The sequence below is a fragment of the Actinosynnema sp. NPDC053489 genome (assembly GCF_044544865.1).
GTDB lineage: Bacteria > Actinomycetota > Actinomycetes > Mycobacteriales > Pseudonocardiaceae > Actinosynnema.
In genome coordinates this window covers 89,884-106,184 of the sequence record NZ_JBITXT010000004.1, presented here as the reverse complement: position 1 = coordinate 106,184, position 16,301 = coordinate 89,884, and the positions used below count along the sequence as shown (strand labels likewise).

Annotated in this window: 11 protein-coding genes; 4 read left to right on the top strand and 7 right to left on the bottom strand. The window is 75.3% G+C overall.

Going from position 1 to position 16,301, the window contains the following annotated elements; all coding sequences use genetic code 11:
* Window positions 1-72 precede the first annotated feature (72 nt).
* From ACIGNX_RS10225 to surE, 4 genes are read left to right on the top strand one after another with little or no spacing between them, the layout of a single operon-like run.
* Window positions 73-3,882, top strand: a complete 3,810-nt coding sequence (locus ACIGNX_RS10225) for a Pls/PosA family non-ribosomal peptide synthetase (protein WP_396538369.1) — start codon at window positions 73-75, stop codon at window positions 3,880-3,882.
* Window positions 3,879-5,165: a M1 family metallopeptidase gene (locus tag ACIGNX_RS10220; protein ID WP_396538367.1), complete on the top strand. Its 1,287-nt coding sequence runs from the start codon at window positions 3,879-3,881 to the stop codon at window positions 5,163-5,165. Before ACIGNX_RS10225 ends, ACIGNX_RS10220 begins: the two co-directional genes overlap by 4 nt.
* Before the next feature lie 33 nt (window positions 5,166-5,198).
* Window positions 5,199-6,119 (top strand): PfkB family carbohydrate kinase, encoded by a 921-nt coding sequence (locus ACIGNX_RS10215; RefSeq protein ID WP_396538365.1) that lies wholly within the window; start codon window positions 5,199-5,201, stop codon window positions 6,117-6,119.
* Entirely contained in the window at window positions 6,119-6,859 is a 741-nt protein-coding gene (gene surE, locus ACIGNX_RS10210) for a 5'/3'-nucleotidase SurE (RefSeq protein ID WP_396538363.1), read from the top strand. Before ACIGNX_RS10215 ends, surE begins: the two co-directional genes overlap by 1 nt.
* A 3-nt stretch (window positions 6,860-6,862) precedes the next feature.
* On the opposite strand, the gene ACIGNX_RS10205 is transcribed toward surE, so the two are convergent.
* The 7 genes from ACIGNX_RS10205 to ACIGNX_RS10175 all read right to left on the bottom strand — a co-directional run bounded on the left by ACIGNX_RS10205 (window position 6,863) and on the right by ACIGNX_RS10175 (window position 16,066).
* Window positions 6,863-7,003, bottom strand: coding sequence for a hypothetical protein (locus tag ACIGNX_RS10205; RefSeq protein WP_396538361.1), 141 nt, complete (start codon window positions 7,001-7,003; stop codon window positions 6,863-6,865).
* A 118-nt stretch (window positions 7,004-7,121) separates the two neighbouring features.
* Window positions 7,122-9,362, bottom strand: coding sequence for a cellulose binding domain-containing protein (locus ACIGNX_RS10200; RefSeq protein WP_396538359.1), 2,241 nt, complete (start codon window positions 9,360-9,362; stop codon window positions 7,122-7,124).
* A 192-nt stretch (window positions 9,363-9,554) separates the two neighbouring features.
* A complete protein-coding gene (locus tag ACIGNX_RS10195) occupies window positions 9,555-10,589 on the bottom strand; it encodes a LacI family DNA-binding transcriptional regulator (protein WP_396539177.1) in 1,035 nt (344 codons plus the stop codon).
* 88 nt (window positions 10,590-10,677) lie between these two features.
* Window positions 10,678-12,726, bottom strand: a complete 2,049-nt coding sequence (locus ACIGNX_RS10190) for a bifunctional aldolase/short-chain dehydrogenase (RefSeq protein WP_396538357.1) — start codon at window positions 12,724-12,726, stop codon at window positions 10,678-10,680.
* The gene (gene rhaI, locus ACIGNX_RS10185) at window positions 12,723-13,907 is read right to left on the bottom strand and encodes an L-rhamnose isomerase (protein ID WP_396538355.1); all 1,185 of its coding nucleotides are present in this window, start codon (window positions 13,905-13,907) and stop codon (window positions 12,723-12,725) included. The genes ACIGNX_RS10190 and rhaI overlap by 4 nt, the downstream gene beginning before the upstream one ends.
* Window positions 13,908-13,957: 50 nt before the next feature.
* Entirely contained in the window at window positions 13,958-14,185 is a 228-nt protein-coding gene (locus tag ACIGNX_RS10180) for an L-rhamnose mutarotase (RefSeq protein ID WP_396538353.1), read from the bottom strand.
* Window positions 14,186-14,272: 87 nt separating this feature from the next.
* The gene (locus ACIGNX_RS10175) at window positions 14,273-16,066 is read right to left on the bottom strand and encodes a DUF6807 family protein (protein ID WP_396538351.1); all 1,794 of its coding nucleotides are present in this window, start codon (window positions 16,064-16,066) and stop codon (window positions 14,273-14,275) included.
* Window positions 16,067-16,301 lie beyond the last annotated feature (235 nt).

Genomic DNA, 16,301 nt, shown 5'->3' with positions numbered 1-16,301 from the left:
GGTAAAGTCGCACGTCGGCGGCTTTTCTTGGAGGACTTTCACAGTGCGTCTTCGTCGCACCGGTGCCCACCGGTGACCCTCGCCCCCCATCCCGAACACCTCGCTCCGGTCGACGTCCCCGCGCTGTTCCGCGCCGGCGTCGCCGCGCCCGCGCGGACCCTGGTCGACGTCCTGGCCGACACCGCGCGCCGGCACCCCCACTCCCCCGCGCTGGACGACGGCACGACCTCGCTGACCTACCGGGAACTGCTCGACGCGGTCGACGCGCGGAGCCGGGAACTCGCGGCGGCCGGCGTCGGCGTCGGCGACCGGGTCGGCATCCGCGTCCCCTCCGGCACGGTCGACCTGTACGTCGCGGTGCTCGCCGTGCTCACCGCGGGCGCGGCGTACGTGCCCGTCGACGCCGACGACCCGGACGAGCGCGCCGAACTCGTGTTCGCCGAGGCCGGCGTCTGCGCGGTCGTCACCGACCGGCTGGAGCCGCGCGGCACGCCCCTGGGCCTGGTCGGCCCGCCCGGGCCGGACGACGACGCGTGGATCATCTTCACCTCCGGCTCCACCGGCAAGCCCAAGGGCGTCGCGGTCTCGCACCGCGCCGCCGCCGCGTTCGTCGACGCCGAGGCCCGCCTGTTCCTGGTCGACGACCCGATCGGGCCCGACGACCGGGTGCTGGCCGGGCTGTCGGTCGCGTTCGACGCCTCGTGCGAGGAGATGTGGCTGGCCTGGCGGCACGGCGCGTGCCTGGTCCCCGCGCCCCGCGCGCTGGTCCGCACCGGCTTCGACCTCGGCCCCTGGCTGGTCGAGCGCGAGGTCACGGTGGTGTCCACGGTCCCCACGCTGGCCGCGCTGTGGCCGGTCGACGCGCTGGACGACGTCCGCCTGCTGATCTTCGGCGGCGAGGCGTGCCCGCCCGAGCTGGCCGAGCGGCTCGCCGTCGACGGCCGCGAGGTGTGGAACACCTACGGCCCGACCGAGGCCACGGTGGTGGCGTGCGCGGCCCGGCTGACCGGTGAGGGCCCGGTGCGGATCGGGCTGCCGCTGGACGGCTGGGAGCTGGCCGTGGTCGACGCGGCGGGCGCGCCCGTCCCGATGGGCGGCTCCGGCGAGCTGGTGATCGGCGGCGTCGGGCTGGCCCGCTACCTCGACCCCGCCAAGGACGCCGAGAAGTTCGCCCCGCTGCCCGCGCTGGGCTGGGACCGCGCCTACCGCAGCGGCGACCTGGTCCGCGCCGAGCCCGAGGGGCTGCTGTTCCTCGGCCGGGCCGACGAGCAGGTCAAGCTGGGCGGGCGGCGGATCGAGCTGGGCGAGGTCGACGCGGCGCTGCAGGCGCTGCCCGGTGTCGCCGGCGCCGCCGCCGCGGTGCGCACGACCGGGACCGGCAACCAGGTCCTGGTCGGGTACGTCGTCGCGCCGGACGGCTTCGACCAGGCCGACGCGGTGGCCAGGCTGCGCGCGGCGCTGCCCGCCGCCCTCGTGCCGCTGCTGGCCGCGGTGCCCACCCTGCCCACCCGCACCTCGGGCAAGGTCGACCGGGCCGCGCTGCCCTGGCCGCTGCCCGACCTCGACGCGCCGGCGCCGGCCGCGGACCTCACGCCGACCGAGCGCTGGCTGGCCGAGCAGTGGTCGCACCTGCTCGGCTCCCGGGTCGCCGGCCGGGACGCGGACTTCTTCGCCCACGGCGGCGGCAGCCTCGCCGCCGCCCAGCTGGTCTCCACGATCCGGACCCGCCACCCCGCCGGCTCGGTCAACGACGTCTACCAGCACCCGACGCTGCGCGCCCTGGCCGCGCGCCTGGACGAGCTGGGCGGCGACCAGGGCGTCACGCGCGAGGTCGCCCCCACCCCGCGGCGCACCGGCGTCGTCCAGACGCTGCTGCTCGTGCCGTTGACGGCGCTGGTCGGCCTGCGCTGGTGCGTGGTCCTGGCCGCGGTCGGCAACGTCGTCGGGTTCACCCCGCCGGTCTCGTGGTGGTGGATCGCCGCCGGGTGGCTGGTGTTCGTCAGCCCGCCGGGCAAGATCGCCATCGCGGCCGGTGGCGCGCGGCTGCTGCTGCGCGGCCTGCGCCCCGGCACGTACCCGCGCGGCGGTGGCGCGCACCTGCGGCTGTGGACCGCCGAACGGCTGGCCGGGTTCAGCGGGGCCACCGACCTGGCCGGCTCCTGGCTCACGCACTACGCCCGCGCGCTGGGCGCCCGGATCGGCCCGGACGTCGACCTGCACGCCGCACCGCCGGTGACCGGCATGCTCAAGCTCGGCAAGGGCTGCGCCGTCGAGCCCGAGGTCGACCTGTCCGGGCACTGGGTCGACGGCGACCGGGTGCACGTCGGCCGCATCCGGGTCGGCGCGGGCGCGGTCGTCGGCGCGCGCAGCACCCTGTTCCCCGGCGCGCGGATCGGCAAGCGGGCCGAGGTCGCGCCCGGCTCCGGCGTGCTCGGCTCGGTGCCGACGGGCCAGCGGTGGGCCGGAGTCCCGGCGCAGCGCCGCGGCAAGGCGGCGCGGCCCGGTCCGCGACCGCCGCGGTCGGCGTGGTGGAAGTTCGTCTACGGCGTCACGACGTCGGCGCTGGGCCTGCTGCCGGTGGCGGCGGCCCTGCCCCCGGCGCTGGTCCTGCTGCGCGGGCCGCTGACGCCCGGCTCGGCGCTGCTCGCCGTGCCGGCGGCGACGGTGGCGTGGCTCGGCTCGTACGCGCTGCTGGTGCTGGTGTCCGTGCGGCTGCTGGGCCTCGGGCTGCGGGCGGGCGCGCACCCCGTGCACAGCCGCGTCGCCTGGCAGGCGTGGACCACCGAACGGCTGATGAACACCGCCCGGGTGGCGTTGTTCCCGCTGTACGCGAGCCTGTTCACGCCGGTGTGGCTGCGGGCGCTCGGGATGCGCGTCGGCCGCCGGGTCGAGGCGTCCACCGTGCTGGCGCTGCCGAGGATGACCACGATCGACGACGGCGCGTTCCTCGCCGACGACACCATGGTCGCCTCCTACGAGCTGGGCGGCGGCTGGCTGCGCATCGCCGCCGCGCGGGTCGGCAAGCGCGCGTTCCTGGGCAACTCGGGCATGACCGCCCCCGGTCGCTCGGTGCCCAACCGCGGCCTGGTGGGCGTGCTGTCGGCGACCCCCAAGCGCGCCAAGGCGGGCACCTCCTACCTGGGCATGCCGCCGATGAAGCTGCCGCGCGCGGCGGAGCGGGGCGACCAGAGCCGCACGTTCGACCCGCCGCGCCGCCTGGTGGTGGCCCGGGCGCTGGTCGAGCTGTGCCGGGTCGTGCCGGTGATGTGCCACGTGGCGCTGGTCGTCGGCGTGCTGTTCGCGCTGCGGGCCGCGCTGTCCTGGGCCCCGTGGGCGGCGCCGCTGCTGGCCGGCCCGCTGCTGCTGACCGCCGCCGCGGTGGCGTGCGCGGTGTCGGCGACGGCGAAGTGGCTGCTGGTGGGCCGCTTCCGGGCGCGGGAGCACCCGCTGTGGAGCGGGTTCGTGTGGCGCAACGAGCTGGCGGACACGTTCGTCGAGGTGCTCGCGGTGCCGTGGCTGGTCGGCCGCGCCGGCGGGTCGCCGGTGATGGCGGCGTGGCTGCGCTGCCTGGGCGCGCGGGTCGGCCGCGGCACGTGGGTCGAGTCGCACTGGTTCCCGGAGGCGGACCTGGTGCGGCTGGGCGACGGCGCGGCGGTCAACCGGGGGTGCGTGGTGCAGACCCACCTGTTCCATGATCGGATCCTGCGCATGGACCAGGTGGAGCTGGCGGCGGGCGCGACGCTCGGACCGCACGGGATCGTGCTGCCGGGCGCGACGGTCGGCGCGCACGCGGTGGTAGGCCCGGCGTCGCTGGTGATGCGCGGCGAGCACGTGCCGGCGGGCACGCGCTGGCTGGGCAACCCGATCTCCGCCTGGCGATGACCGGCCCGTACCTGCCCGGCCACGGTGACGACGGCTACCGGGTCGAGCGCTACGACCTGGAGCTGGACTACAAGCCGCACAGCGGCCGGTTGGCCGGTCGGGCGACGCTGTCCGCCGTCGCCGCCGGCCCGTGCGCCCGCGTGGTGCTCGACTTCGGGACGCTCGCGGTCGGCCGGGTGCTGGTGGACGGCCTCCCCGCGCGGCACGTCCACGGCGGCGGCAAGCTGCGCGTGCGCCCGGCGCGGCCGGTGGACGGGCCGTTCACCGTCGAGGTGCGGTACTCCGGCCAGGTCCGCCCGGTCCGCACCCGGCACTGGGGCGAGCTGGGCTGGGACCGGCTCACCGACGGCGCGCTGGTGGCGAGCCAGCCGATCGGCGCGCCGTCCTGGTTCCCGTGCAACGACCTGGTGCGGGACAAGGCGGCCTACCGGGTGTCGGTCACCGCGCCGTCGCCGTACACCGTGCTGGCCAACGGAGTGCCGGTCAACGGAGTGCCGGTCGGGCGGCACGGGAGTGGCGGCGGCACGACGTGGGTCTACGAGCAGGCCGAGCCGATGGCCGCCTACCTGGCGTCGGTGCAGATCGGCCGCTACGAGCGGCTGCCGCTGGCCGCGGGGCAGGACGTGGCCGCACCCGCGCGGCTCCTGCGCGCCGCGCGGCACGACTTCGCCCGCCAGCCGGCGATGATGGCCGTGTTCGAGGAGCTGTTCGGCCCCTACCCCTTCCGGACCTACCAGGTCGTGGTCACCGACGACGAGCTGGAGGTGCCCGTCGAGGCGCAGGGCATGTCGGTGTTCGGCGCGAACCACGTCGACGGGCGGCGCGGGCACGAGCGGCTGGTGGCGCACGAGCTGGCGCACCAGTGGTTCGGCAACAGCGTCGGGCTGGCCGACTGGCGCGACATCTGGCTCAACGAGGGCTTCGCCTGCTACGCCGAGTGGCTGTGGTCGGAGCGCTCCGGCGGGCCCGCCGCCGCGGTCCACGCGGCCCGCGCGCACGCCCGGCTGGCCCGTGCGCCGCAGGACCTGCGGATCGGCGACCCCGGCGTGCCGAACCTGTTCGACGATCGGGTCTACCAGCGCGGCGCGCTGACGCTGCACGGACTGCGCACGCGCCTGGGCGACCCGGCGTTCTTCGCCGTCCTGCGCGAGTGGACCGGCGCGCACCGGCACGCCACCGCCACCACCGGCGACTTCGTGGCGCTGGCCCAGCGCCACGCGACCGAGCCGCTGACCGCGTTCTTCCGCGCCTGGCTGGCCGAACCGCGCCTGCCCCACCCGTGATTCGATCACGGCGGTATGGGGTAGATGTCCGTTATGCCCGGTCGAGTAGCGGTGTTCGCGCCGTCACCTGAGTTGACGGTCACGGTGGAAGAGCTGGACGGCACGCCCGACATCCACATCCACGCCGGAGGTCAGGGCGTGTGGATCTCGCGCATGGTCGAGTCCCTGGGAGCCGAGGTCGTGCTGTGCGCGGCGCTCGGCGGCGAGACCGGGCAGGTGCTGCGGCACCTGATCGGGATCGAGCTGAAGGCGCGCGAGGTCGCCGCCCGCAACGGCGGGTACGTGCACGACCGGCGCGACGGCGGGCGCGACCAGGTGGTCCGGATGCCCGCCGACGCGCTGTCGCGCCACGAGCTGGACGACCTGTACGAGATGACGCTGGTCGAGGCCCTCGGCGCGGGCGTCGCCGTGCTCAGCGGGCCCGCCGCGCAGGACACCCCCGTGCCCGACTCCGTCTACGAGCGACTGGCCAAGGACCTGCGCGGCAACGGCTGCCACGTCGTCGTGGACCTCTCCGGCGACCGGCTGGCCGCCGCGCTGGCCGGCGGGCCGACCGTGGTCAAGGTCAGCCACGAGGAGCTGGTGTCCGACGGGCTCGCCGCCTCCGACGCCCTGCCCGACCTGGTCGCCGCGTGCCGCGAGGTCGCCGAGTGCGGCGCGAGCGCGGTGGTCGTGTCCCGCGCCGCCGACGAGACGCTGGCGTGGCTGGAGGGCGAGCTGTACCTCGTGGAGGTGCCGGAGCTGAGCCCGGTCGACACCCGCGGCGGCGGCGACTCGATGACCGCCGGACTGGCCGCCGGGCTCGCGCTGGGCGAGTCTTTGGAGGAGTCGCTCAAGCTGGGCGCGGCGGCCGGCGCGGTCAACGTGACGCGGCACGGCCTGGGCACCGGCAGCGGCGACGTGGTGCGCGAGCTGGTCGAACGGGTGCGGCTGCGGCCCTGGGAGGACGACTGATGAGGGTGCTCATCACCAACGACGACGGCATCGACTCGCCCGGTCTGGCCGCCCTGGCGGCCGCCGCGGTGGCCCACGGCTGGACGACGGTCGTCGCCGCGCCGGCGCGGGAGTCCAGCGGCACGAGCGCCGGCCTCACCGCCGCCCAGGACGACCGGCGCGTGGAGGTGGCGCGGCGGGAGCTGCCCGGCCTGCCGGGCGTGCCCGCCCACGCGGTCGCCGCGCACCCCGCGTTCATCGCCCTGGTCGCCTCCCAGGGCGCGTTCGGCGACCCACCGGACGTCGTGCTGTCGGGCGTCAACCGCGGCGCGAACGTCGGCCGCGCGGTCCTGCACTCCGGCACCGTCGGCGCGGCCCTGACCGCCGCCGTCAACGGCGCCCGCGCCCTGGCCGTGTCGCTGGACGTCGGGCTGGACCCGGACGTGCCGCACCACTGGGACACCGCCGTCGCCGTCGCGGCCCGGCTGTTCGACCGGGTCGCCGCGCTGCCGGCGGGCGCGGTGCTCAACCTCAACGTGCCCAACCTCGCCGAGGTCGGCGAGCCGAAGCGGGCCGCGCTGGCCGAGTTCGGCGCGGTGCGCACCAGGATCAAGGACGGCGACGACGGCTCCATCAGCCTCGCCGCCGTCCTGGTGGACGACGAGCTGGAGCCGGGGACCGACGCGGCGCTGCTGGCCGAGGGTCACCCGACCGTCACGCCGCTGCGGTCGGTCGCCGAGGACCCCGACGTGGAGGTGTAGCCGCTAGTCGTCCTCCGCGCCCGGCGCGGCGGCCTCGGACTGCTCGACGACGTCGGAGCGGCCCAGCGCGTCCTCCGCACCGTTGACCAGGTCCGGACCGCCCCACTGGGGTCCGTCGGACTGGCCGAGCCTGTGCTTGCCCATGCTGTGCCTCCCTCGATCCCCGGACAGGTACCCACCGCCGGGCGGTTCACACCCCGAACGGCCGGTGGCCTGCCTCGGGGTGAGGCAGGCCACCGGGGGACGCACGGCCGGGGGGTCGTCAGCCGGCGTAGTGCACGTCCGGCCACGGCGGGGTGGCCATGCCGCTGCCGATGGGGAAGCTGGGGTGCGGCGGCTGGTTGTACGCGGTGTTCTGCCAGGCGATCGCCACGCGGTACATCGTGTCGTGCATCAGCGTGGGGATGCGCCGGTCGGTCCGGTGCGGGGTGGAGTAGATCCGCAGCCCGGAGTTGTCCGACTTGCGCCAGACCACCTCCTCGCGCCAGTCGCCCAGGATGTCGCCCGACAGGGCCGGCGTGGCCTTGGTCCCGTTGTTCGACGCCACGCCCGAGCCCGTCAGCAGGCGAGTGTCACCGCTCGTGCCGTACTTGTCGATGCGCGTCTGGTCCACCAGCTCCCGCGTGGGGTCGCCGTCCCACCAGGCCAGGAAGTTGATCGAGGACGGCTTGCGGCCGATGTTCTGGCCCGCGGTGTTGCGCAGGCTGCCGTCCATGGCCGACCACATCTCCGCGCCGGGGTTGCCCGCGTAGATGTCGTCGGCCACGCCCCGGCCGTTGTCGCCGCCCGAGGCGGTGGTCCACAGCCGCTGCCCGGTGCGGGCGTCGGCGAACCAGGAACCCGGCTTCGAGGAGTCCTCCGAGACCTTGAAGTACTCCAGCCCCGGCCGCGCGGGGTCGAAGTCGCCCAGGTGCGCCGCGTCGCCGTGCCCCAGGCCCGTGGTCCACAGGCCGCGGCCGTTGTCGTCGATCGCCGCCGCGCCGTAGACGATCTCGTCCCGGCCGTCGCCGTCGACGTCGCCGACGGTCAGCGCGTGGTTGCCCTGGCCCGCGTAGCCGCCGTTGCCCGACGCGTTCGAGTCGAACGTCCACCGCTTGGTGAGCGCGCCGTCGCGGAAGTCCCACGCGGCGATCACCGCGCGCGTGTAGTAACCGCGCGCCATGATCAGCGACGGCCGGGCGCCGTCCAGGTACGCGGTGCCCGCCAGGAACCGGTCCACCCGGTTGCCGTAGCTGTCGCCCCACGACGACACCGTGCCGCGCGGCGGGTCGTAGTTCACCGTCGACACGGCCGCGCCGGTCTGACCGTTGAACACGGTCAGGAACTCCGGACCGGACAGCACGTAGCCGTCGCCGTTGCGGTAGTCGGCGCTCGCGTTGCCGATGACCGCGCCGCGGCCGTCCTTGGTGCCGTCGGCGGTCTTCATCGCCACCTCGGCCTTGCCGTCACCGTCGTAGTCGTACACCTGGAACTGGGTGTAGTGCGCTCCCGCCCGGATGTTGCGGCCCAGGTCGATCCGCCACAGCCGGGTGCCGTCCAGCCGGTAGGCGTCGACGAACACGGTGCCGGTCACGCCCGCCTGGCTGTTGTCCTTGGCGTTGTCCGGGTCCCACTTGAGGACGAACTCGTAGTCGCCGTCGCCGTCCAGGTCGCCCACGCTCGCGTCGTTGGCGACGTAGTTGCTCCCCGGCGACTGGATCGGCACGTCCCGGTAGCCGGAGCCGAACGCCAGCGACGCGGGCGACGCCGGCTGCTCGACGCCGTTCACCACGGCGCGCACGGTGTAGGAGGCGTCCGCCGCCGCGCCGTCGTCCAGGTAGTTGGTCGAGGTCGTGATCGGCGACGGGGTGAGCTTCGTGCCACCCCGGTACACGGTGAAGCCGACGTCCTGCGGGTCACCCGCCAGCAGCCGCCAGCTCACCAGGTTGCCGCTGCCCGACCGCACGCTGACCACACCGCGGTCCAGGCGCTCGACCTGCCTGCGGCCGGTCGGGTCCGACGGGCCGGGCCCGGGCGTGGTGGTCGTCGTGGTCGTCGTGGTGGTGGTGGACGTGGTGGTCGTCGTCGTGGTGGTGGTCGGGTCCACGGTGCCCGTGCAGACCGTGCCGTTGAGCGTGAACCGGGTCGGCACGCCGACCTCGGTGCCGCTGGTGGTGCCGTTGAACCCGAACGACACCGAGCCGCCGGTCGGGATGGACCGGTTCCAGTCCACGTTGGACGCCGTCACGCTCGCGCCCGACGCGGCGAACACGGCGTTCCAGCCCTCGCCGAAGCGCTCGGGGCCGGGGAACGACCAGCCGAGCGTCCAGCCGGCGACCGGGTCGCCGAGGTTGGTGACGACCACGGTGGCGGAGAACCCGCCCTGCCACTTGTTCGGCACCGTGTAGTCGACCCGGCAGCCGGGTGCCGCCGAGGCCACGCCGGCGACCAGGAGGCCGCCGGACAGCGCGGTGATCGCCGTAGCGGCGGCGATCGCCCGTGCCCTGAACGAATTGGTGAGCACCGTTGCTCCTCCGTCGATTTCTGGGAGCGCTCCCAGTCGTGACCGGGGTTACGCCCTCGCCCACGCTCATCAGAGCACCACGACCGAGCGCCCGTCAAGGATGAAACGATTCATCCCGTCCTGTCACACTGGGAAATGCCAGGGCTCCCACCTGGCCGCGAGCGGAATGAAAAGTTTCAACGAACCACCCGCTCACCTGGTGCGCCGACGCGGCCGCGCCACCCTCCTGCTCGACTCCCGCACCACCAGCTCCGGCGCGAACAGCACGTGCCGGTGCCGGTGCTCGTCGGGCGTCATCGTCTCCGCGATCACCAGCTCGGCGGCCGTGCGGCCGATCAGCTGGCGCGGCTGCCGCACCGACGTCAGCGGCACGGCGGCGGCCGCGGCGAAGTCGATGTCGTCGTAGCCGACGATGGCGACGTCCTCCGGCACCCGCACGCCCGCGCGCACCAGCACCTGGAGCACGCCCAGCGCGAGCAGGTCGTTGGCGCAGAACACCGCGTCCGGGCGGGTGGCGCGGGCCAGCAGCTGCTCGGCCGCGCGCTGGCCGGACGCCACGTTGAGCGCGGGCACCCGCAGCTCCTCCAGCACGCCCTCGTCGCGACCGGCCTTGCGCACCGCGTCGACCGCGCCCTCGTGCCGCTGGCGGGCCTGGTGGATGCGCGCCGGGCCGTTGACCATCACGATCCGCTCGTAGCCCTCGGCGAGCAGGTGCGTGACGGCCAGCTCGCCGCCCGCCCGGTCGTCCACGGCCACCGCGCACAGGTCCGGGTCGGTCGTCGGGTGGTCCAGCAGCACCACGGACATGCCCCGGTCGCGCAGCCTGCGCACCGCGGCCAGGTCCGCGTCCACGGGCGTGATCAGCACGCCGTGCACCCGCTGCTCGGCCAGCAGCTCCACGTGCCGCGCCTCGCGCCGTGGCGACTCGTCGCTGTTGCACAGGATCACCGCGTGCCCGGCCTCGCTCGCCGTGTCCTCCACGCCCCGGGCGACGTCGGTGAAGAACGGGTTGCCCACGTCGAGCACCACCAGCCCGATGGCGCGCGGCGTGCCCGAGCGCAGTTGCCGCGCCGCGTCGTTGCGGACGAAGCCCAGCTCCTCGATCGCGCCCATGACCCGGTCCCGGGTCGCCGGGGCGACGACCTCGGGGCGGTTGAGCACGTTCGAGACCGTGCCGACGGACACCTTCGCGCGCGTGGCCACGTCGCGGATGCTCACCGATGACACCACCGTGCCTCCTCGGCGGACTGAAGGTGTGGGAGGTGGACTCTACCGGCCGGTACCGCTCCCGACCCGAGCCGACCGCCCGTGTCGATCACCGCAGGAACGCGGCGGCCACACCCGCGTCCACCGGGATGTGCGCGCCGGTGGTGTGCGACAACTCCCCCGCCGTCAGCGCGAACACCGCGTTGGCCACGTGCTCGGGCAGCACCTCCCGCTTGAGCAGCGTCCGCCGGGCGTAGAACGCGCCCAGCTCCTCCTCCGGCACCCCGTGCACGGCGGCGCGCCGGGCGCCCCAGCCGCCCGCGAAGATGCCCGAGCCGCGCACCACCCCGTCCGGGTTCACGCCGTTGACCCGGATGCCGTGCTCGCCCAGTTCGGCGGCCAGCAGCCGGACCTGGTGGGACTGGTCGGCCTTCGCCGCGCCGTAGGCGACGTTGTTCGGCCCCGCGAACACGGCGTTCTTGGAGGCGATGTAGACGATGTCGCCGCCCATCCCCTGCTCGACCATCACCCGGGTCGCGGCCCTGGCGACCAGGAACGACCCGCGCGCCATGACGTCGTGCTGGAGGTCCCAGTCCCGGGTCGTGGTCTCCAGCAGCGGCTTCGAGATCGACAGGCCGGCGTTGTTGACCACCAGGTCCACGCCGCCGAAGGCCAGGCACGCCTCCTCGACGGCCGCGGTGACCGCGTCCTCGTCGGTCACGTCGGCGATCGCGGCCACCGCGGTGTCCGGGCCCAGCTCGTCGGCCACCGCACGGGCCGCCTCGGCGTCGACGTCCGCGACGACCACGCACGCGCCCTCCGCGGCCAACCGCCGCGCGACGGCCCTGCCGATGCCCGAACCCGCGCCCGTCACCAGGGCGACCCGGGCGGCCAGCGGCCCGGGCGCCGGCAGGCGGCGGAGCTTGGCCTCCTCCAGCGCCCAGTACTCGATGCGGAACTTCTCGGCCTCGTCGATCGGCGCGTACCGCGACACCGACTCCGCGCCGCGCATCACGTTGATCGCGTTGACGTAGAACTCGCCGGCCACGCGCGCGGTCCGCTTGTCCCGGCCGTAGGAGAACATGCCGACGCCGGGCACCAGGACGACGGCCGGGTCGGCGCCGCGCATCGGCGGCGAGTCCGGCCCGGCGTGCCGCTCGTAGTAGGCGCGGTAGTCCTCGCGGTAGGCCGCGTGCAGCTCGCGCAGCCGGGCGGCGACCTCGGGCAGCGGCGCGGTCGGCGGCAGGTCGAGCACCATCGGCCGCACCTTGGTGCGCAGGAAGTGGTCGGGGCACGAGGTGCCCAGCGCGGCGAGCCGCGGGTGCGCCTCGTGGGCCAGGAAGTCCAGCACCGCGTCGGCGTCGGTGAAGTGGCCGACCTGCGGCCGGTCCGTCGAGGTCAGGCCGCGCAGCAGCGGGGCCAGCGCGGCGGCGCGGGCACGGCGCTCCGCGGCGGGCAGCGGGTCGTGCAGCCGCGCGCCGAACGGGTCGGGCCTGCCGTGCTCGGCGAGGAATCCGGCGGCCCGCCGGATGATCTCCAGCGACCGCTCCCGGCACTGCCGCGAGGTCTCGCCCCACGCGGTGATGCCGTGGCCGCCGAGGATTACCCCGATCGCGTTCGGGTTGTCCCGGGCGATGGCGGCGATGTCGAGGCCGAGCTGGAACCCGGGCCGCCGCCACGGCACCCACAGCACGCGGTCACCGAACGCCGCCGCGGTCAACGCCTCGCCGTCGGCCGCGGCCGCGAGCGCGATGCCGGCGTCGGGGTGCAGGTGGTCGACGTGCGCGGCCCGCACGAGGCCGTGCACGGCGGTGTCGATCGACGGGGCCGCGCCGCCCCTGCCGTGCAGGCAGTGGTCGAACGCGGCGACCATCTCGTCCTCGCGGTCCACGCCCGGGTAGACGTCGACCAGGGCGCGCAGCCGGTCCAGCCGCAGCACGGCCAGGCCGTGCTCGGTCAGCGTGCCCAGGTCGCCGCCGGAGCCCTTGACCCACAGCAGGTCCACCGGCCCGCCGGTCACCGGGTCGGTCCCCACGCCCTTGGCCGAGGTGTTGCCGCCCGCGTAGTTCGTGGTCGCGGGGTCCGCGCCCAGCTCGTGCGACCGCGCCAGCAGCGCCCGCACCGGGTCGTCCACCCGGTCCTCCCCTCCGCCGGTCACGCGCCCCAGCCCGCCTGCTCGCCGCCCACCCGTTCCGCCACGATCCGCTCGCCGTACCCCGAGCGGGCGTAGGCCGCCATCGGGTCCGGGTCCAGCCCCATGCCCTCGCGCACCGACGCCACCAGCGGGCGGACGTCGGTGTTGTAGGCGTCCATCACCACGGCGTTCGCGCCGAGGACGTCACCGGCCAGCTGCGCGGCGCGCAACGCGTCCCGGTCGACCAGCAGCGCCTTCGCGGTAGCCTCCTGCACGTTCATCACCGACCGGATCTGGCCGGGGATCTTCGGTTCGATGTTGTGGCACTGGTCGAGCATGAACGCCACGCCCGAGGTGACGTCCAGCGCGCCGCCCCGCACGACCTCGACCATGATCCGGAACAGCTGGAACGGGTCCGCCGCGCCGACCATGAGGTCGTCGTCGGCGTAGAAGCGGGAGTTGAAGTCGAACCCGCCGAGCCTGCCCGCGCGCAGCAGCACCGCGACGATGAACTCGATGTTGGTGCCCGGCGCGTGGTGGCCGGTGTCGACCACCACCCGCGCCCGCTCCCCCAGCTCCAGGCAGTGCGCGTAGGCGGTGCCCCAGTCGGGCACGTCGGTGGTGTAGAACGCGGGCTCGAACAGCTTGTACTCCAACAGGACGCGCTGGTGGGGCGCGAGGCGGTCGTAGGTCTCGCGCAGCGCCTCGGCGAGCCGGTCCTGCCGGGCCCGGATGTCGTCCTGGCCGGGGTAGTTGGTGCCGTCGGCGAACCACAGCTTGAGGTCGCGCGACCCGGTGGCGTCCATGACGTCGACGCAGTGCAGCAGGTGGTCGACCGCCTTGCGGCGCACGGCCGGGTCCGGCGAGCACACGCTGCCCAGCACGTAGGCGTCGTCCTGGAAGACGTTGGCGTTGACCGTGCCGACGGACACGCCCAGGTCCCGCGCGAACTCCGCCAGCCCGGCGTAGTCGTCGACCGCGTCCCACGGGATGTGCAGCGCCACGGACGGCGCGACGCCGGTGAACCGGTGCACGGTGGCGGCGTCGGCGACCTTCTCGTGCGGCGTGCGCGGCACACCGCGCTGGGCGAAGACCTTGAACCGGGTGCCGGAGTTGCCGAACGCCCACGACGGCAGCTCGATGCGCTGCCCCGCGAGGGCCTCGGCCGCGCCGTCCGGCCCGGGTGACCCCGTGTTGCTGTCCACGTCGGACTCCTTACCTGCTCGGTCGAGGTGGAAGACCCCGGTCGGCGGTCTCATGGCCTCGTCGGGGCGCACGCGTCCAGGGCCGTGGAGAACTCGGCCACCTCGGCCTGCCACCGGTCGTTGACCTCGCGGGCGGCCGTGCCCCGCCGGGCCGCGTCCCGGTCGGGGGTCTCCAGGTGGCCGACGAGCAGCCCGTCGTCGGCCAGGAAGAGGCTGTAGTCGCCCCACCCGGTACTCCTCCGGCCGCTCGGGGCGCACCCGGAGCGGGAAGCAGACACGGCGCACGCCGACCTCCCGGGACGGAACGCTTCAGGCTGAAGCCGTGGTTGCGGCACAACGCCGTCAACGGTCCGGGCCGCCGCGTCTCACGGTGGCCGCACGCCGTCGTGGAAGGTCACCCGGACGGCGATCTCCCGCCGCTGCCCCGGGCGCAGCACCAGGGGCTCGTCCCGGGCCAGCGCCGAGCCGATCCCCTGGTACCGCCCGACGCGGACGAACCACGGGTCGGTCGGTCCGGACACCACGGCGGTCCACGGCCGCACGGGGTCGGCCACGACCACCGCCAGCCACGGCGCGGTCCGGCCGTCGACCTCCGCCTCCCCCGCGCCGTTGGGGCTGTAGACCCGCACGGACAGCGGGTCCAGCTCGGGCAACCGCCAGAACCAACCGCCGCAGCCCGCGCCCCCGCCGGTGCCGCGCAGCACCACCTCGCGCTCGGCGGTGAGGACGCTGGTCCAGTCCAGCTCCCAGCCGTCGGCGACCGGGCGGCGGCGGACGCGGCGGTGCTCGCGCAGCAGCACCCCGCCCGCCGCGTCGCACCAGGCCGGCTCGTCCGGGCCGGTCGCCTCCACGCGACCCAGCCCGCCGGGCACGTCGTCGCGCCCGCCCCACAGGTTGACGCCGTTGACGTCGGGCAGGGCGAGGCCGATGCCCCGGTGCCACGGGTGGTCGGCCGGGTGCTCGCCGGTGACCACGACCCCGCCGAGGGTGCGCACGGGGTGCAGCGCCGGTCGCGGCACGACCAGCGGCAGCCGCACGGCGTCCCAGCCGTACCGCGCCACGCCGCCCAGCGGCGACCACGGCACCTCCAGCTCGGCGAACGTCCGCAGGTGCTCGGCGGCCTTCGCCACGACGTGGTCGACGCCGTCCACGTCGACCCGCCTGCCGTTGCGGCGCAGCCACGCCGGGTCGATCGGGGCCGGGTCCGGCGCGGTGCGGACGGCCTCCACCACGCGGGTGAACGCCCCGGTGCGGTCCAGCGGGGCGTTCAGCGGCACGGCCGGGTCCGCCAGGTGGTCCAGCAGGTTCCGCAGGGGCGAGTCGGCGCGGTAGCGCTCCTCGATGCCGTCGACCACCAGCCGGTGCCGGGCGTAGTGCAGCTCGGCGCGTGTGCGGCTGCCGTGCACGACGAGCACCGGGTCCCGCACGACCTCGGCGCACAACGTCACCGCGACCACGACGACCGTGCCGCGGCGCGTGCGCAGCCGCAGGCACGACGTGTCGTCGGCTTCGACGTCGCGCGAGCGCAGCAGCTCCAGCTCGATGTCGTGCACGTCGTCCACGCCCGTGCTGCCGTCCAGGGCCAGCGCGGTCGCGATGCCGTGGGCGAACGGGTTGGTCAGCGCGCCGTCCACCACCGGCACCCCGTCGAGCGCCCGCCGACCGGCCCACGGCGCGCGGGCGTAGTAGGCGTCGTCGCGCGACCACGTGCCGCGCACCCCGATCCCCCGGACCTCCCCCAGCGCGCCGGACCGCATCAGCCCGGCCAGCCGGCGCACCGCGGGCGAGCCGAGGCTCTGGAAGCCGACCTGCACCGCCCGGCCCGTCGAGCGGGCCACCAGCTCGTGCCAGTCCGCCAGCGTCGGCGTGGGCGGCTTCTCCAGCAGCAGGTGCGCGCCGGCGTCGAGCACCTGGTGCGCCAGCGGGACGTGCGTGTGCACGGGGGTGGAGACGATGCCGAGGTCCGCGTCGGCCATCAGCGGGGGCAGCTCCGCCCGCACCGGCCGGTCGCCGACGAGCCGCCGCGCCTCGGCGTCGAGCGGGGCGACCTCGCACACGCCGGTGAGCCGGACCCGGCCCTCGGCCTCCAGCGCCGCGATCTCCCGCAGGTGGAGCCTGCCGTAGCCGGACGCCCCGGCGAGCACGACCCGCGGCGTCACCGCCCCTCCGCCGCGGGGGGCACCACGAACCCGGACATCGGCCCCCTCGTCCCGATCACCGCTGGTGAATTGAATCGGTTCAAGCACCGTAGGCAGGATCACGCACCGCCGTCAAGACCGGCCTCGATCCGCCGCAACGCCACCGAAGCCCGCTCTTGCCTCGTGGATCGAGCCGGGCAACCGGGTGGACCGGTTCCTCGCCGACGTCGCCTACCCGGGACGTCGCCTACCCGGT

Coding starts and splice junctions, on each gene's coding strand:
- surE (WP_396538363.1), top strand. CDS start 6,119: ATGAGGGTGCTCATCACCAACGACGACGGCATCGACTCGCCCGGTCTG.
- ACIGNX_RS10220 (WP_396538367.1), top strand. CDS start 3,879: ATGACCGGCCCGTACCTGCCCGGCCACGGTGACGACGGCTACCGGGTC.
- ACIGNX_RS10215 (WP_396538365.1), top strand. CDS start 5,199: ATGCCCGGTCGAGTAGCGGTGTTCGCGCCGTCACCTGAGTTGACGGTC.
- ACIGNX_RS10205 (WP_396538361.1), bottom strand. CDS start 7,003: ATGGGCAAGCACAGGCTCGGCCAGTCCGACGGACCCCAGTGGGGCGGT.